The sequence below is a fragment of the Cupriavidus sp. 96C5-1 genome (assembly GCF_057798855.1).
On sequence record NZ_JBYOJU010000046.1, the window covers coordinates 13,342 to 37,772 of the forward strand.

Here is a 24,431-nt window from a genome sequence, read left to right on the forward strand (position 1 = left end):
ACACAGGCTCTCAAACGGCTGCATAGGGTCGGTCGGTAAGAGCCGACCGGCTCACGACTGGTGGAGGTCGCTTGCCGGCCAACCGAGGGCACTCACTGGAAACGCGTGAACGACCGTAGTCGGGGGCTAGTCGGTCATGGGCGGCTGACGACCCTGCCGTCATCGAGTTCGATGCGCACGTACGCGACTCCAGCCGCGCCCGTTGCGACGCCGCGCGGTTTCGCAGGTACTACGCGTGCGGAGGTCATGAAGCGCTTGGTCGGTGATGCCGATCCAAATGCCGGACCAGTATGCCTACTTTGCGAACGTGCTTTGCTGGTACGACCAAAAGCGCCATCCCAGCACCATGGCGTGCGGAGGCGCCTCATGCGGCATTTTTGTGCTGACAAGTGATGTGACCGTCCATAGGATCGATGAATGCGGTCTGCCGGCTGTGCGAACCGTAAGGGAGCCAATAGGCAAACCGGCAACGGAACCGGCAACATTAGGCTGGTTCTTGCGAGAAAGATGAAAGCTAAGTCTATGTATAATATGGAATTTTATGAAATAAGTTACCGGAACCGGAACTGGCAACTTGACTATGCGATCCGATACGATCGAACTGTACGATAGCCCACGTCACTTCGAACCTCTCTTGCCGCAGAAACGTGTGGAGGAACTTGTGTCCGCCACACGTGTAGTGATTGAAAAGGCTCACAAGTTGCAGGGCACGCTAAGTCACTCGGCACGTACGCGGCTGCGCGAGTTGGTGCGCTCAATGAACTCCTACTACTCGAATCGAATCGAGGGTGAGAGCACGCATCCCGTGAACATCGACCGAGCGTTGCGAAAGGACTTCTCTGCCAAGCCAGAGACGGCGAAATTGCAACGTCTTGCAGTGGCTCATATCGAGGCGGAGCGCGAACTCGAAGGTCTGGTTGTAGATGAGGCCAACACCTTAAAGGCGGATTTCCTGTTACTTGCCCATAAATCGCTCTACGGTCGGCTGACACCCGAGGACCGGTCGACGCACGAGGGGGGGGTCATAGATCCGGGCCAATTGCGCGTTGTCGACGTGACTATTCAACAGCATCACGCTCCCACGTACTCATCGCTGCCGCGCTTCATGGAAAGGATGACTCAAGTCTACGGGCGGCTGAATGGACTGGATGCGCTGCTTTACTCGATCGCCGCTGCGCACCACCGTGCGGTATGGACTCACCCGTTTCGGGACGGCAATGGCCGTGTTGCACGTCTCCAGACGCATTGTGCCTTGTTCCCCCTGAGTGGCGGGCTTTGGTCGGTGAATCGCGGGCTCGCTCGCAAGCGCGACGACTATTACGCCCTATTGAAGAACGCAGACATGCCTCGTCATGGAGATCTCGACGGACGCGGAAACCTCAGCGAGCGTATGTTGTGGGAGTGGTGCCGATTCTTCATTGAACAATGCGATGACCAGGTTTCGTTTATGACGTCACTGCTTGATATCAACGGACTACGCGAGCGCATTCAGGCCCTTGTGGTCTTCCGCAGCCAGCTAGCCGCTTACCCGGAATATCGCCAGGAGGCCGTGCTGCCGCTTCACCATCTTGTGGTCGCAGGCCCCGTGCCGCGGGGGGACTTCGTTCAGATGACCGGCCTAGGAGAGCGGACAGGCAGAAAGCTGCTGTCTCAACTCCTAAAAGACGGTCTTCTGATCTCAGAAGACCGTTCGCATCGAGGCGCCGTGGGAATCGGGTTCCCTCTGGACTCGCTGAGCTTTCTTTTTCCCAACCTCTACCCCGAGGCCGCGACAAGCGTAGAGACGTTTTAAAAGAGGCTACAGATCGGCCGGGCGTTGTCAACTTGCCGATGGCGAGACAAGGCAAGACAAGGCAGTGGCATGTTGGACCACTGCTCAGGAAGCGTCCGCTGCAGAGCAATTCTATTCACTGGCAGCATAGGTCAGTTGTGCCCTCGGGAGTCTTCTCGTCTTCGCTCCCTGACAGCGACGGATCCCGCCAACGCCAAGCGCCACCCGCATGTCGCCCCCGTACCCACCAGCTACCGCCACAGTCGCGAAAGATCATGCGGGAAGCGCGCCTTCAGCGGCAACTGGTTCACCAGCCAGCCGGGCGGAACCTCGCCGTCGACCGCGGCGGAAACCAGCAGTGCGTTCTGCGCGCCGGCGAATGGCATACGCAGGTCTTCCGGCAGGCGGCGCACGCGGTCCGCGGCGTTGACCACCTTCGCGGGCAGCCAGTGGCCGTCGGGAAGTTGCAGCTTCAGGGGCTGGCCCGGTTTGGCGTAGGCGGCGTCCACCGGGTCGAGGAAGATCAGGACCATGGGGTCGGCGGTGCGCTGCAGCCGCATCAGGACCGTGCCGCTGCCGACGTTCTCGCCTTCGTTGACCACGACATCGGAGACCACCGCATTCTCCTGCGCCTGCAGGCGCAGGGCCTGGAGGCGGCCGTTCAGCCAGACTTCTTCGGCCTTCTGCATCGCATTGTCGCGGGTGGCGGGCGGCTGCAGGCGCAAGGATTCCTCCCGCTGGTCGAAGGCGAGTAGCTCGGATTCGCGCTGGTCGCGCTCGCTGGCCGCGGCGAGCGCTTCTCCCTGTGTCGCGGCACCGTCCTGCCGCAGGCGTTGCACCGTGGCCAGCTTTTCCCTGGCCCGGTCGAGCTGCCGCACCAGGACATTGCGCAGCCCGCTGCCGGCGGGCGCCACCGAGCGCTCTGCGCCGGCCGTCAGGGCTTGCAACTGGCCCAGGCGCTGGCGCCATTCCGGGTTGTCCATCTGCAGCAGCAACTGCCCGGCCTTGACGGTGTCGCCGTCTTTGACTGCCAGATGCTCGACCCGCGCGGCGTCGCGTGCGCGGATCTCGACCACGGGCAGGATGAGCTGCGCGGGCGCCTCGATCACCCATGCGCCGTAGATCAACTTGGCGAAAAACCAGACGAAGGGGCTCGCTACCAGGAACAGGATCAGGTACCAGCGCAGGCGGAAGGCGACACGCTTGCCCGGTGCGTACAGCACCTTCAGCCCTTGTTCCTGCGTGGGGCTGCGCTCCTTGCTGCTGTCGAAGCGTATCTTCATCATTGTTCGGCTCCGTTGGGCTGGCGAGGGTAGTCGCGCCAGTCTTGCCAGTCGATTCCCGTGATGCCGTAAGGGACCAGCCTGGCTTGCCAGTCCGTGACCTGTGCGTCCATCTGCTTGCGCGGGGTGCCGGCCCAGCTTTCCTCGGCCGGTAGCTGCCTTTCCACGCTCTGCGCCAGCCGGAAGCGCAGCTTGGGCCAACGCCGCGCGATCTCGCTCGCCAGCGCGGTGCTGCGCTGCGGGTTGCGCGTGTAGATCATCAGGCTGACATCGCGCACGCCGAGGCTGGGCAAGGCGCAGGGAATGCAGGTACGGGCCTGCGCCGGCGCCGCGAACCAGCGATGGTGGCTCGACAGGGCGACGGGCCAGGGGCTGGCGGCCGCCACTGCGGCCACGGTATCGAGCCAATCCTTCAGCCGGCTGTCCGGCACCGGCATGCCGAGTTGCTCGACTTCCAGGTCCAGGTGCAGGCCGGCGAAGCGCATGTCCTTCAGCTTCCCGACCAGGTCGAGCAGCTGGCCACGGCCGGCCGGCTTCAGCCAGTCGGGATCGCCGAGCAGCAGGTAGATGCGCATGCCCTGGCCTTGCGCGGCATCCAACAGTTCGCGCAGCGCGTCCTTGCTTGCGGCGAGGTTGTTCACCTGCGCCGCGTCCAGGCCGACGTAGACCTCCCGCATGCCGGCCGCGCGCAATGCCGCCAGTTCGGCGGGCCGGCGCGACCTGTCCAGCAGCGCCTCGCTCTTCCATACATAGATGCCCTGCGCCCAGCGGGCGCCTGCCTCAGGCGCCGCCGCGGGGGGCGATGCCCGCGACGGTGCCGGCGGGGATGCGGACACCGCCTGCGCGCGCAAGGGCCGCGCTGCGGCGTCGGGTTGCTGCTGCCAGCGCAGCAGGCGCTCGCCAAGCAGGGCCTCCGACTCGGGGCCGCCATCGCTGAACAACCGCAGTGCGGCGTCCTGGGTCCACCAGCCGTGCCACGCCTCGATGCGCGCGAAGGCGGCCTGGTAGCGCTCGCGCTCGGCCGCCTGCAGTTGCAGCAGGGCCTGGTCGCCGTCCAGGCCCTGGCGGGCGCGCCGCTCGCGCAGGCGCTCGGTAGCGGTGGCCAGGCGCGCATCGCTCTGCAGCGCGTCCAGCACGGCAGCGGCATGCAGGCGCAGCGCCTGCGTCAGTTCGACCAGCAGATTGCGGCGTTCCGCCTCGAAACGGGCCATGGCGGCGTTGTAGCGCGCTTCGCTGGCGCCGCGGCGGCTGCTTGACGCGCCGACGACGTCGAAGGGCATGGAGAAATTGATGCTGGCGACCAGGGAGTGTCCGAGATTAGGCACGCCGGCGCGATCCGACAGGTAGTAGCCGACGCTGGCGCTGGACTCGATGGTGTCGTACCAGCGCTCGCCGCGGCCGCCGCGGGCCTCTTCCAGGCGGTTGGCCGCGCCGGCCACGCGGGGATTCTGCTCGATCAGGTTCTGCCATGCCGGGAAGGGCGCCGGGCCGGCGGCCAGGGCCTCGTCGACGGCGGTGGCGTCGGCGGGAACCGGTGTTTGCGCGAGCAGTTCGAGCCCGGTGCGATACGCGTCGACGCTTGCCGTCGTCATGCAAGGCTTCAGGGTGGCCTGCCACTCGTTGCGGGCCTGGCTGGCATCGGCCGCCAGGATCCATCCGGCCCGCTCGCGACGCTCGAGCTGCGCGAGCGCCTGGTCGGCGGCCGTTCGCAGCGGCCCGCATAGCGACTGTTCCTGCTGCGCGCGCCACCAGTCCGCGTAGGCGCTGCGCAGGGCCAGCCGGCGCTCGGCACGGCGCAGCGCGAGCTGCAGTTGCTGGCGCTGGACGGCGAAGCCGCTGGCCTTCACGGCATCGACCTGGCGCTTCAGGCTGCCCAGCAGGGGATAGCGCATGCCCAGGGACAGGTTGCGCCCGTAGTAGTTGGCCACCACGTTGTCCACCACCAGCTCGTGATAGTCGCCGATCCCACCCCCGGCGAACACCTGCCATCCCTTTTCGCTCTCGCGGGCGCTGCGCTCGCTGCGCGCCGCGTCGAGGTCCGCGTATTCGGCCTTGAGCGCCGGATCGTTGTCCACGCCGTTCAGCATGTCGGCCAGCGGCAAGGGCGCCGCATGCGCCAGCGTCACGCAGAACGCCGCCATGGCAATCGATGCGGCTCGCAGCATGTCGCGTCGCAGTAGAGATGGAATCCGTTTCAAGCGATTTGCTCCCACATCCGGCAAGCTGGCACCCGGCATCAGAACCTCGTTGCCTTCTTCAACACCCACCAGGGTGCCATGCTGCTTTCTTCATGCCCGCGCCGGATCGCTTCATTGAGGATCGCCACCGCGCTCCAGCTACGCATCACCATCATGAAGAGCGGGAACAGCGGCAGCACGAGCCACAGCCGGCAATCTTGCCTGGGCCGCTCCGACACCATCAGCAGCATGCCGATGAACAGGATGGTGGTGAGCGAGAAATACAGGGCATAGATCAGGCAGAACAGCAGCAGCACGGCCTGCCACGGCAGCGTGACTGCGGCCAGGATCCAGTACCCGGTGATGATGAAGGGCAGCACCAGCTGGAAGAAGAAGCCGCTCAGCAGCGTCATCAGGAAATTGGGCCAGCCGAGCAGGCGCGGGGTGATGCTGTGCTTGTGCTTGCGGATGTAGAGGAAGAACATGTCGCCGTCCCAGCGCAGGCGCTGCTTGAGGAACTGGCGGAACGTCACCGGCGCGTCCGTATGCCCGATCGCTTCGGGCTCGAAGGGAATCCGCAGCGCGCGGCGGCCGAAATAGCTCTTGATCCGCAGCGTGATGTCCAGGTCCTCCGCCGTATGCGTGTCCCAGCCGCCGATCAGTTCGAGAAAGCTGCGGCGGAATGCCCCGAACGCGCCCGAGACATTGTTCACCACATTCCATTCGGCCAGGCCGATCTTGGCCATATGGATGGAGAGCAGGTATTCGAGCGCCTGCAATGCCGTGGTCGTCGACGCCCAGGCGTTGCGCACGCGCAGGCTGCCGGCCACCGCCGGCACGTCGGGGTCGGCGAAATGGCGCACCATGGCGCTGACCATATTGTTGTCGAAGGAGGTATCGCCATCGAGCGCCATGATGATCTCGCCGCTGGCCTTGGCGAGACCGGCGTTCAGCGACGACACCCGCCCGCCGCGCTGCCATTTCGCGATCGGCCTGACGGAGCGCCGCGGATGGAGCGTGCTGTCCAGGCGGAAATTTCGCACGGCGTCCAGCGTTTCCTGGTTCACGGCTGCACCGTCGATCACCGGGATCATTTCGATGTATCCCGGGTAGGTCTGCTCGGCAAGGCTGGATAGGGTCTTCTGGACATCCGGCCCTTCGCTGTAGCAGGTGATGATGCAGGAAACCCTGGGGTGATAGCGGCTGACTTCCGGCGTGCTGCTGCACTTGCGCGTGAACCACCGCAGCACGCCGGCCAGGACCAGCAGGTTCAGCGGCAGCTCGAGCAGCGCGAAGTACGGGAACAGCATCAGGAACAGCCCCGTCATGCCGCCTGAACGGAAGAGTTCGTTCAGGAAGTCATGCCACAGGGCGATGAACGCGGCCATGCTTCAGCTCAGGTCGCCGGCCAGGCGCGCCATCAGCAGTTCGGCGTCCTCGCGCTCCAGCAGGTCGTCGGGCGCGCTCGCCGATACCACGCGCAGTTCGATCTCGTTCGCGCCGGACTCGGCGAAGAGCTCGCGCAGCTTCAGGATGCGCTGCCTGACGCTTTCCAGCCCCTCCTTGTCGGTGCACGGCAGCAGCAGCCACAGGCACTCGTCATTGGTGCGGGTGCAGCGGTCGGTGGTGCGCAGCCCGGCGATCATGCGCTTGACCAGATTGTCGACCAGCAGGTTTGCGCGCTGCTCGCCCATCTTCGCCAGCGCCTGCGGAAAGTTGACGAAGCGCAGTCCGAGCAGTGAGAAGGCGGGCTCCTTATAGCGGGCCTGCATCTGCATCAGCCATTCCAGCAGATAGCGGAAGGTGCTGATGCTGACCAGCCCGAGCGCGTTGAAGCCCGCGCTGGCCAGCATGCCGGTATTGAAGCCCTGGCGGCAGCGCAGGTGGCCGGCCTCGGTCAGCCGGTAGTTGCGCACCTCGTAGACGCGGAGTTCGTCCGGCGCATGCGTGTGGCCGCAATCCAGGCAGCGCGCCTGCACCTTGGCATCGACGAAGAAGGCGCGGCAGCTACGGCAGCGGTAATTCTCCATCGGCCGGTCGTAGTCGCTGCCAATATGCCGCAGACGGGTCAGGCAGTTCGGGCAGACCAGCACGCCGTCCTTCAGGAACTGCTCTTGCGCGCCGACATGGCCGCACACGAAGCAGTGCAGCGACGGCTCCCGGGAAATGGCGATCGACTGGCAGTCCGGGCAGACGTCGATGTAGTTCAGGCGCCCCGAGCCGCAGCTCACGCACAGGCGCAGCCGGTCCACCAGGACCTGTTCGGCGATGTACCCCTCCTGCGTCATCAACTGGAGCAGCGGCAACGGACTGCCCGCATCCGCGCCGGCCAGCGCTGCCAGCAAGGGATACTCGTAGTGCTCGGGCACCTGCGGATTGCGCACCGCCCGCAGTTGCCGCGGCGGCCGCAGCCAGAGCCAGGCCAGCACGCGCGTCTCGAACCGTTCCTGGATCTGGGCCTCCCCGAGCGCTGCATAGCGGGTGCGCCAGGTCTGCCACTCCAGCAGACCGAGATCCGCCGGCACCGGGCCGTCGCCCAGCGCTTCGCACAATGGGTCTTCGTCCTGGCAGCAGTAGGCCAGCGTGAAGCCGTAGGCCGGATGCCGCCGCATCTCGCGCAGGGCCTCGCCTGCGGCGGAGCCCGGCAGGTCCAGCAGGACCACGTCATAGCGCCGCGCATCGGTCAGCAGGTCGCCGACGGAATCGAAGCGATCGGCACGCACGTGCGCGGCATGTGTCGGAGCGGGTCCGATCAGGGCAAGGTGAAGCGATTCCTGGGCCATATTACTGGGGACATCCAATTGGGTGAGTCCGCTTCTTTTTCATTTTTACATAGGTTCGCATTTAACGGTTGGTTGCGCGTGGCTTGAACCCACCCAGTAACGGTGAGCTGGCGGATCAGGAAAATGATGCCGGCGAAGGGGTAACCAATCGTAAGGAACTGAACCCAATGCAGAAAGATTGCAAGAAGCAGGCGCATGGCTTATGTGCCAGTAGTACAAGGCCGCGGCGATACAACGCGGACGGAATTCTACGGCATCCGGGCGGCAATTCCGAGCCTCCCTTCGGCAGCTAGGGAATTTTGACTATTGACTATAGAGATCGGCGGCCGCGCTACCCCTTGTCGCCCGGAGGGCCGCCGGAGAACAGGCACTGCAGGGCATCAGAAACTGATGCCCTGCAACTCGAGGTGGGCTGGCTGGAGGCCATGTACGTGCCGCCGGTGCTCGTCGACGACGGCTGCCGCGCGTGGCTGGCCGACACCCTGGCCACCTGGCGGGGGGCAGCGGGGGTGGCCACGCTGTCCGACCTGATCGACCGCATCAACAGCCTCGGTACCGGAGCCTGCCGGCCATTGGCGCCGAGGCCCACGCCGCGAGAGCCGACAACCCAGGCAAAATTCGCCGGATAAGTCACTAGGAACGGGAGGCAGGTAGCACTACGCAACGTATCGCCGACGCGACAGCAGAGATTGCACGCTTGTTGCGTTTGTGCACTCCCGTATCTTCGGTATCCTGCGCCAGGCAACCGATGATGGCAGCCAAGCGCCCCTGATGACCGGCTCGCTGGCTTACGCGGGCGGGTTATCGGTACAGCAGGCGCTCGGCCTTGGAAGTGGACAGCTGAAGGGTTGGACCACCCGCGGGACCACGCAAGGCGTCCGCTACCGGGCATTCTTGCCTGAGACCAGCATCGCTCCGAGCAGCGCGTCGGGCGCGTATGATCATCATCCGTGGCGAAACGTTTCATCGACAGCGACCACCATGCCGAAGCCAAAGATCCTGACTTACATCGATGCTGGAACGGTCGGCGGTTCACACCTGATGCGGGCGATCGCCCAGCAGCTGGTGCCCGCTGCCCACGAATTCCAGGCGGTAATGGCCGACGACCTCAGGCAGGACCCGACCCTCTTCGATGACGCGGTCCTGTTCGTCATGCCGGGCGGAGCCGATTTGCCCTACTGCGAAGCGCTGAACGGGGCGCCCAACCAGCGTATCCGGCGGTTCGTGGAGGAGGGCGGGGTCTACCTGGGCGTCTGTGCGGGCGCGTACTACGCCTGCCGGGAACTCGCATTCCATGCCGGGATGCGCGGCGCGATCTGCGGCACGCGCGAGCTGAGCTTTGTCGACGCGGTCGCCGTTGGCTCGTTGCCCGAGCTTACCGGTGGCATCCCCTACGACGCCACGCCGAGGACTGCCGCCGCGACTGGAATCCGGACTACAGATTGCCTGTCCGCGGTGCCATTGACGCCTCGCGTCCACTATCACGGCGGCTGCCGCTTCGATTTCGCCGACCCGGCAAGTCCCGCGGCACGGATCCTGGCCGTGTACACGGAGATCGAGGCCGAACCCCCGGTGATCGTGAGTGCGTCCGTGGGCCAGGGGAAGGCGATACTGAGCGGCGTCCACCTGGAAATCTCGGAGCGGGAGTGCAAGGAGGCCCTGCGCGAACACAGCGACATGGCGGCGCACGTGCACGTCTGCGACCGGCTTGCCGAGACGGGGAACGAACGGCTGGAGGTGTTCCGCCTATTGCTTGCTCATGCCGGACTCGAGCTGCGCCAGGGACGGTGGAAGACAACGCCGGGCTCCTGTTAGCGCCGCACCAGTTCCAGATTGATGCGCCGCATGTACCGGACTCGTCGTCGTTGCAGATTGTCCTGTCGCCATTTGGGGAAGCCCGGGTCTACTCCCAGTCTTCAGAATTCAGAAACTGCTCCGTCCCTCGAGGCCGGTATCGGGCGCCCTCGAACAGCGTGCGTGCCAGGGAGAGGAATTTGCCCGCCTTTGATGACCGGTTGACGGGCTAGGCGCTCCTGCCTTCCGCCTCTCTCTGGATGAATGTGCCGCTCTAGGCACTATCTGATGCAAATTGAGTGCTTCGCTGAGGGCAGGCGCTGCTTTGCTGAGCCGCCGCCGCCCCCATCCCCTGGGGCGTGCGCTACCGCAACGCGCAGGGGCAGGGCCGGGACGGCGCCGTGACTGGCTTCGGCGCGCGATCCACGCCAGGCAGACGGTGGAACATTTCCGGGTCGCGTCGATGGGGCCGGCTGCTATGAAATAATGTGCGGATGGCTACTCGATCTCCCCCACGCCGTGCAAAGTGGCTCGAAGACAAACAAGTACCTGCACCGGATGATGCGTAAGTACTTTCGGCACGGCGTGTCGCGTTGCGACAATCAGTTCATCGTCCGCTCGGACAAGCATCAGAGCCGCGTCAGAGACGGACACCTGGTCATCTCCATACACATCGCCAGGCAGTATGGACCTTCGATCGAACTCACGACGAACAGCAACGGCAAGAACGTGGACCTCACGGGTTGCAACCTGCGTGTGATCGTGAAGGGTGAGGCGGTCGAAATCCACTACGCTACTTCGAAGGCCGAAGGGCGCCCCTGCGGCACAGGGGAAATTGGTGTCGACAAAGGCTATACCGAGGCCTTCGCCGACTCCGATGGCGAGCGTCATGGTCAGACCTTCGGCGCCGTGCTGAGCGCTTACAGCGACCAGGTTTCGAAGACCGGCAAAGCACGGAACCGGCTGCATGCCCTCGAAAAAGCCCATCGCAAAGCTGGTCGCATCGCCAAGGCCGAGCGCATCAGGAAGTGCAACCTCGGACGCGTGAAACTGCAAGCGCGCAGGGCCCGCGCGAAGCAGCGGTTGCGCACGATTGCCTACCAGTCCGCCCATACCATCGTGGACAAGGCGGCAGCGGTCGGTTCGGAAGATCTGACGTCCCCCATCAAGGGGCGGAGTCAGTGGCGGAACTACAATCGCCGCATGAGCGCATGAGCGCATGAGCGCATGAGCGCATGAGCGCATGGGCCAAGGGTGTACTGGCTCAAGCGCTCGATGAAGTTTGCACGCAGCGTGGGGCGACGCACGTCGTCGTCAACGCCGCCTACACGTCGCAAATGGACTCGTTCACGGGCTTGCTGCAAGGCAAGCGCGAGGGCGACAAGTTTTACCGTGCCAACGGGGACGTTCTTCAGGCGGATACCAATGCAGCGCGGAACGTGCGGGACAGGATTCACGACCGGGAAATTACCCGGTATATGCCTCACCTCCAAGTGAAGCGGATTCTGCTCGCGCGCTCCTCCGGCGCAACTGAGCGTCAAGGGGCTTCAGTTGGGCGGCGCAAGCCGCGTCAACGAAGTGCGGATAAATCCAATGCTCAACTTTGAGTAGATTTTATGGAACGGAACCGCCTGTCCGAGTACTGGAGCATCCTGGATTTCGCCAACCGGGGTTATCTGGGAAGCCTGCGTCAGTTCGTGCGGGAGTATGCGACGCCTATTCAAATCCAGCGCGATCAGCATGTCGTGCAACGCTTCAAGCGAGTGACGGCTCCCTTCCTGTTGCGGCGCCTGAAATCCGACAAGGCCATCATCAGCGACTTGCCAGACAAGAGCGAGCAGGATCAGTTCTGCACGCTGACCAAGGTGCAGACGGCTCTGTATGAATCGGTGGTGCAGGAAGGGTTGCGAACCATCGCAGGGGAATCCGACACGTTCAGGCGCCAGGGCCTGGTGCTGCAAATGATGCTGGCATTGAAGCAGATCTGCAATCATCCCGCGCTATACCTGAAAGGGGGGCAAGTCGATGCAGCGGCGTCCGGCAAGGCCGAGCGATTCCTTGAACTCCTTGAAGATATCCATGCCAGCCATGAAACGGTGCTGGTATTCACCCAGTTCCGCGAGATGGGCGACTTGCTATGCCGTTGGGTACAACAGCGATATGGCCGAGATCCGCTATTTCTCCACGGCGGTGTCCCGCGAGCCAGGCGGGATGCGATGGTCGAGCGGTTCCAGAGCAACCGGACCGAACGGGTGTTCATCCTGTCGCTCAAGGCCGGCGGAACCGGGCTGAACCTGACCGCGGCCTCCAATGTCATCCACTACGACCTCTGGTGGAATCCTGCCGTCGAAGCGCAGGCCACGGACCGGGCCTATCGCATTGGCCAGCAGCGCAACGTTCAGGTCCACCGCTTCATCACGCGCGCGACGTTTGAAGAACGTATCAACGACATGCTTCGCGCCAAGCGGGAGCTGGCCGACCTGGTGGTTGGTACTGGCGAACAGTGGATCGGCAATCTCAGTGGGGAGGACCTCAAGACACTGTTCAGCTTGGCGGAGCGTTGAGCGAGCATCGATTGCGTGCTTTTCGGGGCCATCGTACTTTTTGTCCAGAACCTGGTGGCCGGTGGCTGGAAAGCCTGGCGCAGCAAGGGTTAGTCGTTGCTGACCAACCTGTGCAACTGTGATGGCGTTGTCACGTTGGCATAACGAGGCCGAGGCGCGTGGGGGGCGTGAACTACTGCATCATGCGGCGGACGGATTTTGGGCGGCTTCAGTGAATTCGCGCATCATCCGCTTCATGGATTCCTTGGATTTCGAGTCAAAACTGGCAATCATCAGCAACTGGCCCGGTGCCATTTGCGCTTTCTGCCGCCCCAGCCCGAGGCGGCCGATCTTGACACCGACCAATCCGCCGATCCACCAGCCGATCATCGCGCCAAGCGCGATGGCGCCAACATACGCAATGGCAGTGGCGCCCGTACCGGCGGAGACTCCGTATCTGAAAATTACCAGCGCGGCGACGATCGCTCCGACAAAAAGTCCGGTGATCGCCGCACCTTCGCGATACGTGGTCTGGCCGATGTCAATCCTCGGCAATCCGTCAACTGGTTGATTGTCGCGCTGGATAAACCACGGTCCCGCGACGAGTGCCGATGTCCCGGCCAGCTCGCCTAATCGCGCTTGCGCCAGTCCCGCCGTGGCGACGTCATTCAGCCTGAAATACAGCAGCGTACGCATGGTGTGTTACCTCACTCAATCTCAATCTCAATTTCGACTTCCGGCGAACCGGCGGATGTTTGCGTAACGATTCCGGCCCAAGCTCCAGTGCCCCTTGACCGCGGGGCAGGATGGCGACCGCAGGTTGGGCCAGCCTTCGTTGACAGCGCGATCCCAGTCAATCAGTTGTGTGGCTGCCTGACGCCATTGGGTTGCCGCCAGGCGTATGAATCCAGTTCTCTGGATGCCTCCCTTCGGCAACTGGCCGACCTGGCGGTCGCGCAGCAGGCGCATGGCGGGTATGGCCCGGTAGGTGGTCTTTGCAGGATTGTTCGGCACGATATTTCCTTCATTGTTTGGAAGGCTGGCCGTGTGGCGGCAGTTGTGACGGGGTACCACCGCTGTGGGCTCCGGTATTCCATTGCGAACGGGTGATCATTTCCATCCGTCCCGCATTGCCGAGGATCTTCACGGCATCATCGTCACGATGAGATCGCGGCTCGGCCAGCCTGAAACGCGGAAGGGCGGCAAAAAAAGCGGCAATCGACCTGGCGATCGGCATTTCGGCCGTAAAGGGTTCCAATCGCCGGACATCGATTGCATCGATCCTGGCGAACGACCGATTTCCTTGGTTACCGGGGTAGTGGACGACCGGAGGTCGCCGCGTGGCATCTTGCATGAAGTTTCCAGGAATCCCCGTGAGTGACTTCAGGAGTCACCAGTCCTAAGACGTTGTCGAGGGGGAAGGCCCGGAAACGAGTGGTGGGCAAACCAGAAGCACGCCGCTTCAGGGACGCCGCAACTATGAGTATAGGTGTCCGTTGCATCCCAGGCCAACGCCCTTACAAGATGCCCCGGCAGGCGTTGCGCCACGCACCCGCGGCGCCCGCAAACGCAAACCGGTCGTCCACCGCTGGCACTACACTGAAATGGCATGCCACAGCAATCTTCGCTGTCCGGATCTCTTTGCTTTTCTTCGGATCGTCATCAACGCAAGGCTTGAAATGAACCGTCTCCAATACTCGGTGAACCTCTCCTACGAGGTCATGGATCCCATGGCGGACTTCATGCTGAACATTGAAGCTGCCAGGACTTCGCGGCAGTTCGTCGTTGCCGAGCGACTGACGTTCCCCCCGTCAATTCAGACCACCAACTACACGGATCCGGTGCTGCACAACCGCCTGCTTAGAATGCGCGCACCCAAGGGCCGCTTTGCCATCCGCTATGAGGCAGTCGTCGATATCGATCATCGCCTGGACGACAGCGATCAGTTGTCAGAAGTGCCTGTCGCCGAACTACCGTTCGATGTCTGGAACTACCTGGCGCCTAGCCGATACTGTGAATCTGACCGCCTGATGGAATTTGCAATGCGTGAATTCGGGGGCATGCAGCGCGGCTATGGCCGCGTCTACGCAATTCGGGAGTGGGTACGCAACCACATGCGTTTTCTCTCGCGCTCCACCAACGAGCGCACGTCGGCGGTTGATACCATCGTGGAACGCACCGGTGTCTGCCGCGACTTCGCCCACCTGATGATTGGGATCTGCCGCGCCCTGAGCATTCCGGCGCGCATGTCCAGCAGCCTGGACTATGGGGCGGATCCGACAATGGGCGCGCCGGATTTTCATGCAGTAGTGGAAGTGTACTTGTCCCACCGGTGGTACCTGCTCGATCCCTCCGGCGTATCGATCCCGACGGGGTTGCTTCGTATCGGCACCGGCCGGGATGCCGCGGACATACCATTCGCGGCGATATTCGGCTCGGTGGAATCGGAGCGGCCCTTTGTCGAAATCCATGCCGTGACCGACACAGCGGCCGGGATTGAAATGCCGGTGTTCACTGCAAAGGCCATCTCCACCTGGTAGCCGGCGCTCGTTGGCCGCTGCTACCGGCTCCGTGGTCGGTAGCGCGTCAACATTTGCTTCCCTTCATGCTCTCGGTTTCCATGGCGGCCTTCCATTCCTCATAGGCCTCGATCGGCTCCATGGACTGATCGACGAACGCGGCGGCGCGCTCTGCGGCGGCCAGCGTATCCACGGCGGAGTCGCCCTGGTTTTCGTCCTCCGTGCTGGGTGGCAGCAGCATGTCTTCGAGCATCGCCGCCAGCTCCGATGTATCCCATGACTCACCCAACTGCGTCTTCTTCTTTATATAGTGCCGGACTTCCGAGTTTTGTCCGGCGGTCAATGGCAGTCCACGGAAGGTAGGCTCTTCGTTCTGATGGATCATGATGTACCTCCGATGATGGGCTACACCTTTGAGTGTACGCGCAATACCGCACCACCACCGGAAGCACGGAAAGGGGCTGGGTCTGCGCCGCCGCTGTATTCCGCCCATTTCTGCTGCTCGGCTCGCTCCCATAGCGAGCCTGTTCGGCGCACGTACCACTACCGACCGGATAGTTTTCAGCGAAATTCATGATGATGGTGCAAACCTAATGGCACACTCCAACCTTGTCGTACATAGGAAGACACTAGCTTGCCCCGAGGTTCCGCGTCCGGTGCGACAATTTGCAGAAGGTCCCATCCTCCCACCCCGATCAGGCGAAATCGTCGACCGCCAGACAGCGCTTCAATGCGCTTGACCTTGCCAGTTCCGACCACACTCAATTCGTCCGGCGCCGCAGCGTGCTGCCAGGATCCTTCCAAGCACCAGGAGATAGTCATGGAGCGCATTACCAAATATCGTGGGTTCGCGATTCACGTGGATCTGGTGAGTACATCCGAGGACATGTTCGATGCATGGTTTAGTATCAGTGGTCCGCTTCGACCCCCCGGTGTTGCAGCGATCGGGGAGCGCATCAAATTACACGGCGGGCCGTTTTCTCGTCGGTGGGCGCATCTGATCGCAGAATTGGCTGGCAGAGCCGCAATCGATGTCATTCTGGGTGTCGAATAACACGCCCTCGCAGCCGGAAACGTCTGAATAAGTCTCGGCACGATTCGCGCGCCGCCTGGGATTCAACGCTTGTGCTCCTGGGTCAAGGGAAGGCCTCAGAAGGTGCTTTCTGAATCAATGCCGTCCATTTCGCCGCTCCGGTATTTGTCTCCCTTAAGGGTAGCGCTACTGTGATGATGAGAGATCACTTGCTGCCAGAGGCCAACAAATAGGTCTACGATGAAGGCGTGGTCACTTTGTAACCCCACAGTCCGCAACCATGATGCTTGCAGGCACTGCGTACCCATCTGAGGCCACGAGAACGCGCCCGAGCGCGCCCCCTCTGGGCGATGGAGCGGTGCCGACCAACCTGAGGCTTGTCCCCGAAGCCACCACGTCCGCGTTGGGCGCACAAGGAGCCAACAATGAAACTGATTGAGCCCGACGAACAACGGGCATTTCTTGCTGTCCTGCAGCATAACGGTCTGGCAGAACATGATTTCGAGCTTGCCGAAACCGATACGACGGACCCAAAGGGCGATGAGAACTTTGGTCTGCAGGGCTATGTCGCCGTAACCAGACGATCAACTCGAGTTACGCGGGAATACCCTATCGGTTACGAGACAGATTGGGTGGAGCACTTCAGCAAAGATCTGGGAGCCGGCGCATTCGACAAGCTGGAATGAGCGATAGGTGCAGTTTCTCGCCGCCGAAGTTGAACTCGGTCACGTCCGATGGCGACAAGGGTATCTAGGATGACGGGGATCTAGCCTACCAGCCTGCGGCGCGACCACACCGGTAGTACGGCTCGACCGCCGCTATCAGACGCTGCCAGGGCACCACGCTTTCCATCTCCGCCAGGAAGCGCTGGCGACGATTCACGCGCTTCTTGCCATGGCTTTCCGCTTCCGCAAAACCGATCTGCCGCGTCATCTCCGACTCATCTCTTGGGCATACACATGACAACGCTTAAAAGCCACCCAACGATGACCTTCGTTCTGAACAAATCAGTCTTTCCTTCAGCCTTTTTCGTCGTCAGGCGTGTCCGATAGCGCAGATTGAAGTGCGCCGAGATTGCCCTCATGGAACTATTGACATGAACAAGTAGGCGGCGAAGATCACGAGGTGTACCACGCCTTGCAGGATGGTAGAACGGCCCATGCCGAGGGTCAGCGTCAGCACGATCAGCGTCAGAAATAGCAATACCATATCCTTGCCACCGAGCCCCAGCACAAGCGGCTGGCCGGTCCAGATGAAGACCGCGGCGACCGTCGGAATCGTCAGGCCGATACTGGCTAGCGCTGAGCCCAGTGCCAGGTTCAGGCTCGTCTGGATGCGATCGCCGCGCGCCGCGCGCAATGCCGCCAGGCATTCGGGCAGCAGCACGAGCGCGGCAATCACGATACCAACCACGGCCGCCGGAGCGCCTGCGGAAAGTATGGCGTTCTCCACCGACGGTGACAGCAACTTGGCGAGCCCCACAACCACCACCAGACAGACAATCAGCAGCACGCCACTTGCCAGCGCCACGCGCGCAGGCGGCGGGGGGAGGTGCTCGTTTTCATCCGAGCTTCCTTCCACCAGGAAGTAGTCGCGGTGGCGTACGGTCTGCACGAAGATGAAGCATCCGTACAGCACCAGCGACATCACGCCTGAAAAGCCCAGTTGTGCGGGCGTCAGCATCGGCCCTGGCATGGAACTCGTGTAGCTCGGCAACACCATTGTCAGCACCAGCAGCGCGGCCAGCACGGCCATCGCCGCGTTGGCGCCCGGCGCCTGGAAGGCCTGTTCGCGATGATGCAGGCCGCCTACGAACAGGCACAGCCCGACGATGCCGTTGCAGATGATCATCACCGCCGCAAACACGGTGTCGCGCGCAAGGCCCGCATTTTCCGGGCCGGAAGAGAGCATGACCGAGACGATCAGCGCCACTTCGATGACCGTGATGGCAAGGGCCAACACCAACGTACCGAACGGCTCGCCGACCTTGTGGGCAACGACTTCGGCGTGATGAACGCTCGCAAAGACCGAGCCGGCTAGTGCGATGCCCATCAGCGCGATCAGCCAGCCTTGGCCGGACAGCAATGCGCCGGCAGCCAGCGTGACTAAGGCGACACACGGCGCAACGATCGTCCATGCAGGCAATTTGCTGGATGTAAGCATCATCTCTGCATTCTCCTTCCGTTCGTGCTTTTTGAAGCGGATGTCCGCACGGGGCGAACGGAGACGATCGGCGGCTGCAGTGCACAACAAGCATACCTTGGCAATGCCCTTCCCGTTGCACAAAGGTGTTGGTAAGCGGGGCTTGACTGCCTAGAATTTCCTGTGTGCATTGGCTTGCAGGGAATTTTATTTGGCGAAGAATTTTTCGCAAGAAGACAATGTGGAACCACGAATGTTCGAGGAGATGGAAATGACCGCGCGTAAATTGTCCGCTGTTGGCTTGGTTGCGATAGCGCTCGCTTTTACCGGTGCGAGCGCGCAGCAGATGCAGGAATCGAAAGGCCAGCAAGGAGCAGAATCAACCCAGGTTCCGAAAGCGCCGTCGACCGTCGCCGAAGCTAAGGCCATGATTGCCGAGCGTTTCAAGGCGGCGGACGTCGACCATGACGGGAAACTGACCCGCGAAGAAGCCAAGGCGGGTATGCCGGAGGTGTACAAGCACTTTGACAAGATCGATGCCAGGAAGCGGGGTTACGTAACAGAACGTCAAATCGGTGCGTACTGGCAGGCGAAGACCAAGGAACAGATGCAGAAGGAGAATCCCATCTGGAACTGACCTGTTGCCCCGCTGGGATAACGGCCGAAGCCGCCCCGGATCCGGATTGGACCGTCCGACGCTCCGATCTGCGAACGGCGCCGGCGTAAATTCGCGGCTGGGCGTGTTGACCGCCCCGAAACGTGCGATGGGGCGGACGAGATGTGGGCGCGTCAGTGCTCTGCATGACTGCGCATCTGGCCAGAGCCCTCGCCCTTCATCCGTGGCAGTCCCCCGGAGGTGTTCATGACACACCTTAGGCGCGTCGTTGGGATGATCTTCCCGGGTGCCTTTTCGTTGCTCGTGGCCATTGCCCTGCCGGCGGGCGCCGGGAACGGGGACACCGTGGCTCAGTTGAGGTCTCGCGGCGTATTGCGCTGTGGCGTGAGCGAAGGGAATCCGGGCTTTTCAACGAAGAACGCCGCGGGGCGCTGGTCGGGTATCGACGTGGATTTCTGTCATGCCGTCGCCGCGGCAGCACTGGGTGACGCAGAAAAGGTCACGTTCGTCCCGCTTAAGGCATCGGCGCGATTTCCCGCCCTGCGCACGGGTGTGGTAGACATCCTCAGCCGGAATACGACCTGGACGCTGGCCCGCGAGAGCACGCTGGGCGTGCAGTTCGCCGGGGTGATCTTCTACGACGGCCAGGCATTCATGGTGCCCAGGCGGAGCGGCGTAAAGACCGTCGACGAGCTCGCCGGGGCCACCGTGTGTGTCGAAAAAGGTACTTCCAGCGAGACGCATCTTGTGGAGTACTTTGCCGCCAGGCGATTGCGCGTGACGCCGCTGGTCATCGACTCCGTGAGCGAAGTGGGCGATGCATTTTTCGCGGGACGCTGCCGCGCGTATACCGCCGATGCCGCGCGCCTTGCTGCCGCACGCCTGCGTGCGCCCCAGGGAACGCGGGACTACGTGATCCTGCCTGAACGGATCTCGCAGGAGCCCGTCGGACCTGTCGTGCGCGATGACGACCAGCGCTGGCTGACGCTGGTACGTTGGGTGCTCCTGTCGCTGATCGCCGCCGAGAGAAATGGGGTCACCCAGGCGAACGTGAGCATGCGCATGAGCGATCCCGTGGTGGCGAGCGCGCTGGACCCGGGGGACGATATCAGCAGGGCGATCGGTGTCGATCCCGGTTGGGTCGTGCGTGCCGTACGGAGCGTCGGCAACTACAGGGAAGCATTCGATCGCAATCTTGGGGCGCACAGCCCGCTCAATCTCGAGCCCGGCCTCAACCAGCTTTGGACCCAGGGCGGTTTGATGTACGCGCCGCCGATCCGATAGACGCCGTAGATGCGACAGGTGGACCCTCAGCATGAGCGACCTGCAGATCCATACCGTCCTCGCCGTCTTTGCGGCTGTGATCCTGGCGATCGCCTTCAACGTGATCGACATGGCGATCGCCGCGCTGATCGGAGTGTGCCTGCTTATCGCGCTCGGCATCCTCAACGAGGACGACCTGCTCAGCGCAACGCGAACTTCCGGTGGCCCGCTGAGTTTGCTGTTCGGGGGCATGGTGGTTGCCCGCGTGCTGGCCACCACCGGGCTCTTTGATCTGCTGGGAGACATGCTCCTGAGGGCCACCGGTGGCAGCGGCAAGCGTTTCCTGCTGTTGCTGGTCGCGATGATCGCGCCGCTGTGCGCGGTCCTGCCCAACGCGACGACTGTCATCTTGCTGGCGCCTGTCATCATCCGGGTTGCCGTCGCCCTGGAGGCGGACATCGTCGGGCCCATGGTGCTGACCGCGATTGTGAGCAACTCCGCTGGCCTGCTGACGCTGGTGGGGGATCCGGCGACCTTTCTTGTCGGAAGCTCGATCGGCATGACCTTCGGTGAGTACCTGCGCCGCGCGAGCCTGGGTGGAATCATGGCGCTGGCTGTCGTCGTGCCATTCTTTCCGATATTGATGCGGGATGTTTGGCGCCTTCGGCGGATGCTTCCGCCGCGCACGCCGTTGCCTCGGCTGGCCCGACCTGTCTACGCCATGTTCTGCGTGGCCGTGCTTGTAGTGATGGTGGCGCTCTTTGTTTTCGGCGAGGACTTGCCAACACGCGTTGTGCCACCGGCCGTCGCTGTCATCGCGGGAGCGCTGGCGCTGCTGGTCGGCTACGGCGCCAAAGTCGAACCGACCGAGAACGTGTTGCGGGACGTCGACTGGAAGACACTGATGTTCCTGGGCAGCATTTTCTGTCTGGTGCAGGCGGTGACCAAGACCGGGGTGCTTCAGCAACTGGCGATGCGGCTTTATGCGTCCTTCGGTACCGAGTTGACGCTTGTTGCCCTGGTGATGATCGCAGGAATCGGCCTGCTCTCGAGCCTGCTGGCCAATGTGCCGGTGGCAGCGGCGTCGATCCTGATCATCAAAGGCTACCTGGTGGCGGCAGAAGTGGTGCCGGAAGCGGCCCTTGGCACTCACTTCTCCCAGTGGCCGGCCTCAACGATTCCGGTCTTCATCGGCATGATGTTTGGTGCAACGCTGGGCGGAAATGCCACGCTTATCGGTGCCTCCGCCAACATCGTGTCCGCCGGCATTTGTTCGCGCCATGGCAAGCCAATCACCTTTGCCACCTTCCTGCGCTATGGCCTTCCCATCACAGTTGCCCAGTTGGCAGTGTCGGCCCTGTACGTCGTCATACTCGCGTGGTTGCTGCGCTGAAGCTGGAACGCGCCCAACCGAGCGAAGGCGCGCGCCTCGGTCCCTTCATCGGATGTGCCCGCAGGGTCTCGCCCAGAGCCCGCCGCCAGCGCCGGTTTTGCACATTTACATGCTGCCTGCCAGCGTCTACGATGCATTTACGCATTGTGCAGCAGGTAGCTGCCGGCTCGGCGCAAGCGCAATGTCCGGCCAGCATCAGGTTCCAATCACAGATCCGCTTCGGATCGTCGTTCAACCCGGAATCGCGCCTCGATGCGTTTGATGAGCCGGGGCGCTTTTACCGTCACCCGGATAGCGAAAGCCAACACTTGCGGAGTGCTATCCGAAGGATTTCCGCTTCGGTCAGAGCATCGATTGCAACAGCGGGGGGCACGTGCCGCGGGGAGGGCAGGTGATGGTTCGCTGCAACGTGATGCTTGCGCCCCGCAACCTGGGCTTCCCGACGCAGGCTATGGAGGAGCGGCGCCGATGAGTATCATCTGGCGTGCCACTGGTTTGCTCGCGGTGTCCATCACCCTCACCGCGCGCTACCTATTCCCGGGCCTGCTCAGAGACGCGCAGGCTGCGCTACGCAAACGCTTCGCCGTGTGGCGCGCTGCCACGCGGGGCACGGCAATGCGCCGCCGTGCGACACCATGCCAGACACCGATCGGCAACGAGACCCCCAGTGTCCATGGCGGCAAGGCCGTCCAGTGGTTCGAGCGGCTGCGCCGGCCGCCTCGCGCACCCTCTCTGGATGGCGACGGCAAGCGCCTGAGCCAGACCGAAGGCGAGTTCTGCAGCGCATTGGAATTCCTGCCGATAGCGATCCTTGTGCTGAATCATGATGGCAATGTCTCGCTGGCAAACGAGCAGGCGGGCAGGCTTTTTGGCTATCGTCGCGAAGCGTTGCCGGGAATGGCCGCCAGCATGCTGATTCCACGCTTTCCAATCAAGGACCATGATGCGTCGCATGGTGGCGCGAACGTGGTCGATGGCGGGTATGAAGCCGGGAGGGGCGCCAGGCAGGAACTCAAACTATGCGCGCGCCGCAAGGACGGGACGGAGTTTCTCGCCGAGATCCGGTTCAATCGTCTTGGCTTCAGGAACGCTCATGCGGTGCTCGCCGTCGTCGATTCGAGCCAGCGACAGGAGCAACATCGCAAGCAGCAGGAGCTGGTGCACCTGGCCCGCATATCCACCCTGGGGGAACTCACGGCATCGCTCGCGCACGAATTGAACCAGCCGCTCACGGCGATCCTGAGCAACGTGCAGGCCGCCCTGCGGTTCATGGCGGCGGATCCGATCGATCTTGATGAGGTGCGCGAGATACTGAAGGATATCGTTCAGGACGACAAGCGGGCGAGCGAAGTGATTCGCCGCATTCGTGCACTGGTCAAGAAGAGCGAGCTCGAGATCGTGCCGCTCGAACTTGGCAGCGTCGTGCGTGACGTGATGCAGCTACTGCATAGCGATGCCATCGTGCGCGGCATCGACGTGGCACTGCGCGTTGAAGCCGGCCTGCCGATGGTGCCCGGCGACCGGGTCCAGTTGCAACAGGTGTTGCTCAATCTGCTACTGAATGCGTTTGACGCGATGGAACACTGCCTGTTGCATGATCGCAAGGTCGCCATCTGCGTAGAGAGGGACAGCCCTGGCATGGTGCGCGTGAATGTGCGTGACAACGGATGCGGACTGAGTGACGACAAGTTCGGCGAGATATTCAAGGCCTTCATGACTTCGAAGAAGGACGGCCTTGGCCTCGGGCTCTCGATCAGCAGATCGATCGTCGAGATGCATGGCGGGCGGATCTGGGCCGAGAACAATGCCGGGCAGGGGGCGACGTTCTCCTTCATCTTGCCTACGTTGGTCAGGCCCGCGGCAAGCCATGCTGGCAAAGCGCCATGAGCGACCCCTGTCCTGTCATCTATCTGGTGGACGACGACGATTCGGTGCGGCGTGCGCTCACGCGCTTGATCCAGTCCGCGGGATACCAGGTACAGGCATACGATTCCGCACGCGCATTTCTTCAACGTGATGGCGCCGCGGACCAGCACGCCTGCCTGGTGCTGGACATGCGATTGCCCGATCTCAGCGGGCTCGAGCTGCAGCGCGAGCTGAATGCGGCGAGTCCGGTGCTTCCGATCATCTTCATCAGTGGGTATGGCGATATCCCGATGACCGTGAGCGCGCTGAGGGCCGGCGCATCCGACTTCCTGCCAAAGCCGGTGGAGGGCCGTGACCTGCTGCGCGCGATCGCACAGGCGCTTGACCGCGCGATCGAGGCAAGGGAGAGCCGGCGGGAATTCGAGTCCATCCGCAGTCGCCTGGAGCGGCTCACGCCCCGGGAGCGGGACGTCATGGCGCTGGTCGTGACAGGTTTGCTGAACAAGCAGATTGCCTGCGAACTTGGCACCGTCGAGAAGACCGTCAAGGTGCACCGGGCGCGAGTGATGGAAAAGATGGGGGCGCATTCGCTCGCCGAACTGGTCCGGATCGCCGACAAGGCCCGCCTGCCCGGTTCTGAGCTCAAAGCCCCGAAGCGCTGAGGCACGGCAGGCCGCCCGCTTGGACCAAGGTCCAATAGCCGCATTTCCCAGGCTCCCTTACTCTTCAGTTGGTAGGGCATTCCTTCGGGAGAATCGCTATCAGCGGGATCATGCACAATGAGCAAAGTCAAGCCATTCGTCGCCATCGTCGATGACGATGAATCGGTGGGCCGGGCCATCAAACGACTCTTGCGCTCCATCGGCATGCAGGCCGACGCGTTTGCCAGTGGTGAGGCGTTCCTCGAACTCGTTTCCTCACTGCCCTCGTATCGCCCGGACTGCGTGATTCTCGATATCCAGATGCCGGGCCTGAACGGGCTCGAAGTGCAGCAGCGCCTGGCGGGCAGCGGCATGCCGGTGATCTTCATCACCGCGTACGACGACATTGCCGTGCGCGAACAGGCGCTGGCGGCGGGCGCGGCGGCTTACCTGCGCAAGCCCTTCAACGACGAACTCTTCGTCAGGACCGTACGCAGCGCCCTTGGCCTGGGCCCGCCGCCCTGACCGGGGAGAGGCGATGGGACCGCTATGGGACCAAAGGCCAATTGCCTTAAGCGCAAGCCAAAGCCAATATGGAATTCACGGC

Annotated in this window: 24 protein-coding genes and 1 pseudogene; 15 read left to right on the forward strand and 10 right to left on the reverse strand. The window is 62.8% G+C overall.

Translation table 11 applies throughout. The features are described 5' to 3' along the window. The first annotated feature begins 580 nt into the window (after window positions 1-580). Window positions 581-1,792: a Fic family protein gene (locus tag AC3FOF_RS35480; RefSeq protein WP_488729261.1), complete on the forward strand. Its 1,212-nt coding sequence runs from the start codon at window positions 581-583 to the stop codon at window positions 1,790-1,792. 230 nt (window positions 1,793-2,022) lie between these two features. Here AC3FOF_RS35480 and AC3FOF_RS35485 read toward each other — a convergent pair whose 3' ends face one another. The 4 genes from AC3FOF_RS35485 to AC3FOF_RS35500 form a co-directional block, all read right to left on the reverse strand. Then, the gene (locus tag AC3FOF_RS35485) at window positions 2,023-3,057 is read right to left on the reverse strand and encodes an HlyD family secretion protein (RefSeq protein WP_276269300.1); all 1,035 of its coding nucleotides are present in this window, start codon (window positions 3,055-3,057) and stop codon (window positions 2,023-2,025) included. Further along, window positions 3,054-5,219, reverse strand: coding sequence for a hypothetical protein (locus AC3FOF_RS35490; RefSeq protein WP_488729262.1), 2,166 nt, complete (start codon window positions 5,217-5,219; stop codon window positions 3,054-3,056). The genes AC3FOF_RS35485 and AC3FOF_RS35490 overlap by 4 nt, the downstream gene beginning before the upstream one ends. A 71-nt stretch (window positions 5,220-5,290) precedes the next feature. Continuing rightward, complete coding sequence (locus AC3FOF_RS35495) at window positions 5,291-6,619, reverse strand: glycosyltransferase family 2 protein (protein WP_276263976.1); 1,329 nt, start codon at window positions 6,617-6,619, stop codon at window positions 5,291-5,293. 3 nt (window positions 6,620-6,622) lie between these two features. Continuing rightward, complete coding sequence (locus AC3FOF_RS35500; protein WP_017225681.1) at window positions 6,623-8,014, reverse strand: TackOD1 domain-containing metal-binding protein; 1,392 nt, start codon at window positions 8,012-8,014, stop codon at window positions 6,623-6,625. Between the two features lie 407 nt (window positions 8,015-8,421). Between AC3FOF_RS35500 and AC3FOF_RS35505 the strand changes: the two genes are divergently transcribed. The 5 genes from AC3FOF_RS35505 to AC3FOF_RS35525 all read left to right on the forward strand — a co-directional run bounded on the left by AC3FOF_RS35505 (window position 8,422) and on the right by AC3FOF_RS35525 (window position 12,372). Next, the gene (locus AC3FOF_RS35505; RefSeq protein ID WP_017225680.1) at window positions 8,422-8,643 is read left to right on the forward strand and encodes a hypothetical protein; all 222 of its coding nucleotides are present in this window, start codon (window positions 8,422-8,424) and stop codon (window positions 8,641-8,643) included. Window positions 8,644-8,785: 142 nt separating this feature from the next. Next, window positions 8,786-9,829, forward strand: a complete 1,044-nt coding sequence (locus tag AC3FOF_RS35510; protein WP_488729263.1) for a BPL-N domain-containing protein — start codon at window positions 8,786-8,788, stop codon at window positions 9,827-9,829. 537 nt (window positions 9,830-10,366) lie between these two features. Next, entirely contained in the window at window positions 10,367-11,023 is a 657-nt protein-coding gene (locus AC3FOF_RS35515; protein WP_488729264.1) for a hypothetical protein, read from the forward strand. 20 nt (window positions 11,024-11,043) lie between these two features. Then, a complete protein-coding gene (locus AC3FOF_RS35520; RefSeq protein ID WP_488729265.1) occupies window positions 11,044-11,415 on the forward strand; it encodes a zinc ribbon domain-containing protein in 372 nt (123 codons plus the stop codon). 9 nt (window positions 11,416-11,424) lie between these two features. Continuing rightward, entirely contained in the window at window positions 11,425-12,372 is a 948-nt protein-coding gene (locus tag AC3FOF_RS35525; RefSeq protein WP_488729266.1) for a DEAD/DEAH box helicase, read from the forward strand. A gap of 180 nt (window positions 12,373-12,552) precedes the next feature. Here AC3FOF_RS35525 and AC3FOF_RS35530 read toward each other — a convergent pair whose 3' ends face one another. From AC3FOF_RS35530 to AC3FOF_RS35540, 3 genes are read right to left on the reverse strand one after another with little or no spacing between them, the layout of a single operon-like run. Further along, entirely contained in the window at window positions 12,553-13,047 is a 495-nt protein-coding gene (locus AC3FOF_RS35530; protein WP_017225676.1) for a hypothetical protein, read from the reverse strand. A gap of 27 nt (window positions 13,048-13,074) precedes the next feature. Further along, the gene (locus tag AC3FOF_RS35535) at window positions 13,075-13,365 is read right to left on the reverse strand and encodes a hypothetical protein (protein WP_488729267.1); all 291 of its coding nucleotides are present in this window, start codon (window positions 13,363-13,365) and stop codon (window positions 13,075-13,077) included. 10 nt (window positions 13,366-13,375) lie between these two features. Next, window positions 13,376-13,705 (reverse strand): hypothetical protein, encoded by a 330-nt coding sequence (locus tag AC3FOF_RS35540; protein ID WP_488729268.1) that lies wholly within the window; start codon window positions 13,703-13,705, stop codon window positions 13,376-13,378. Between the two features lie 325 nt (window positions 13,706-14,030). Between AC3FOF_RS35540 and AC3FOF_RS35545 the strand changes: the two genes are divergently transcribed. Further along, window positions 14,031-14,891: a transglutaminase-like domain-containing protein gene (locus tag AC3FOF_RS35545; RefSeq protein ID WP_488729269.1), complete on the forward strand. Its 861-nt coding sequence runs from the start codon at window positions 14,031-14,033 to the stop codon at window positions 14,889-14,891. 46 nt (window positions 14,892-14,937) lie between these two features. On the opposite strand, the gene AC3FOF_RS35550 is transcribed toward AC3FOF_RS35545, so the two are convergent. Beyond that, on the reverse strand, window positions 14,938-15,255 hold the full coding sequence (locus AC3FOF_RS35550) for a hypothetical protein (RefSeq protein WP_488729270.1): 318 nt from the start codon (window positions 15,253-15,255) through the stop codon (window positions 14,938-14,940). A 435-nt stretch (window positions 15,256-15,690) separates the two neighbouring features. Here AC3FOF_RS35550 and AC3FOF_RS35555 point away from each other — a divergent pair, with 435 nt between their 5' ends. Both AC3FOF_RS35555 and AC3FOF_RS35560 read left to right on the forward strand, forming a co-directional pair. Next, the gene (locus AC3FOF_RS35555; protein ID WP_017225672.1) at window positions 15,691-15,924 is read left to right on the forward strand and encodes a hypothetical protein; all 234 of its coding nucleotides are present in this window, start codon (window positions 15,691-15,693) and stop codon (window positions 15,922-15,924) included. 404 nt (window positions 15,925-16,328) lie between these two features. Beyond that, on the forward strand, window positions 16,329-16,589 hold the full coding sequence (locus AC3FOF_RS35560; RefSeq protein WP_017225671.1) for a hypothetical protein: 261 nt from the start codon (window positions 16,329-16,331) through the stop codon (window positions 16,587-16,589). Between the two features lie 103 nt (window positions 16,590-16,692). On the opposite strand, the pseudogene AC3FOF_RS35565 reads toward AC3FOF_RS35560, so the two are convergent. Both AC3FOF_RS35565 and AC3FOF_RS35570 read right to left on the reverse strand, forming a co-directional pair. Then, window positions 16,693-16,836 (reverse strand): annotated as a pseudogene (locus tag AC3FOF_RS35565) (IS5/IS1182 family transposase); the annotation flags it as partial. 147 nt (window positions 16,837-16,983) lie between these two features. Then, complete coding sequence (locus AC3FOF_RS35570; RefSeq protein ID WP_488729271.1) at window positions 16,984-18,069, reverse strand: calcium:cation antiporter; 1,086 nt, start codon at window positions 18,067-18,069, stop codon at window positions 16,984-16,986. Window positions 18,070-18,316: 247 nt separating this feature from the next. Here AC3FOF_RS35570 and AC3FOF_RS35575 point away from each other — a divergent pair, with 247 nt between their 5' ends. The 6 genes from AC3FOF_RS35575 (at window position 18,317) to AC3FOF_RS35600 (ending at window position 24,349) form a co-directional block, all read left to right on the forward strand. Continuing rightward, entirely contained in the window at window positions 18,317-18,682 is a 366-nt protein-coding gene (locus AC3FOF_RS35575; protein WP_488729295.1) for an EF-hand domain-containing protein, read from the forward strand. A gap of 225 nt (window positions 18,683-18,907) precedes the next feature. Further along, entirely contained in the window at window positions 18,908-19,945 is a 1,038-nt protein-coding gene (locus AC3FOF_RS35580) for an amino acid ABC transporter substrate-binding protein (RefSeq protein ID WP_035808917.1), read from the forward strand. Window positions 19,946-19,976: 31 nt separating this feature from the next. Further along, window positions 19,977-21,317, forward strand: coding sequence for an ArsB/NhaD family transporter (locus tag AC3FOF_RS35585; protein ID WP_488729272.1), 1,341 nt, complete (start codon window positions 19,977-19,979; stop codon window positions 21,315-21,317). Window positions 21,318-21,785: 468 nt separating this feature from the next. Next, window positions 21,786-23,204 carry a PAS domain-containing sensor histidine kinase gene (locus AC3FOF_RS35590; protein ID WP_488729273.1) on the forward strand — a complete coding sequence of 473 codons (1,419 nt, stop codon included), beginning with the start codon at window positions 21,786-21,788 and terminating at the stop codon, window positions 23,202-23,204. Next, window positions 23,201-23,845, forward strand: a complete 645-nt coding sequence (locus tag AC3FOF_RS35595) for a response regulator transcription factor (protein WP_488729274.1) — start codon at window positions 23,201-23,203, stop codon at window positions 23,843-23,845. The genes AC3FOF_RS35590 and AC3FOF_RS35595 overlap by 4 nt, the downstream gene beginning before the upstream one ends. A gap of 117 nt (window positions 23,846-23,962) precedes the next feature. Next, window positions 23,963-24,349 carry a response regulator transcription factor gene (locus AC3FOF_RS35600; protein ID WP_017225663.1) on the forward strand — a complete coding sequence of 129 codons (387 nt, stop codon included), beginning with the start codon at window positions 23,963-23,965 and terminating at the stop codon, window positions 24,347-24,349. Window positions 24,350-24,431: the final 82 nt, after the last annotated feature.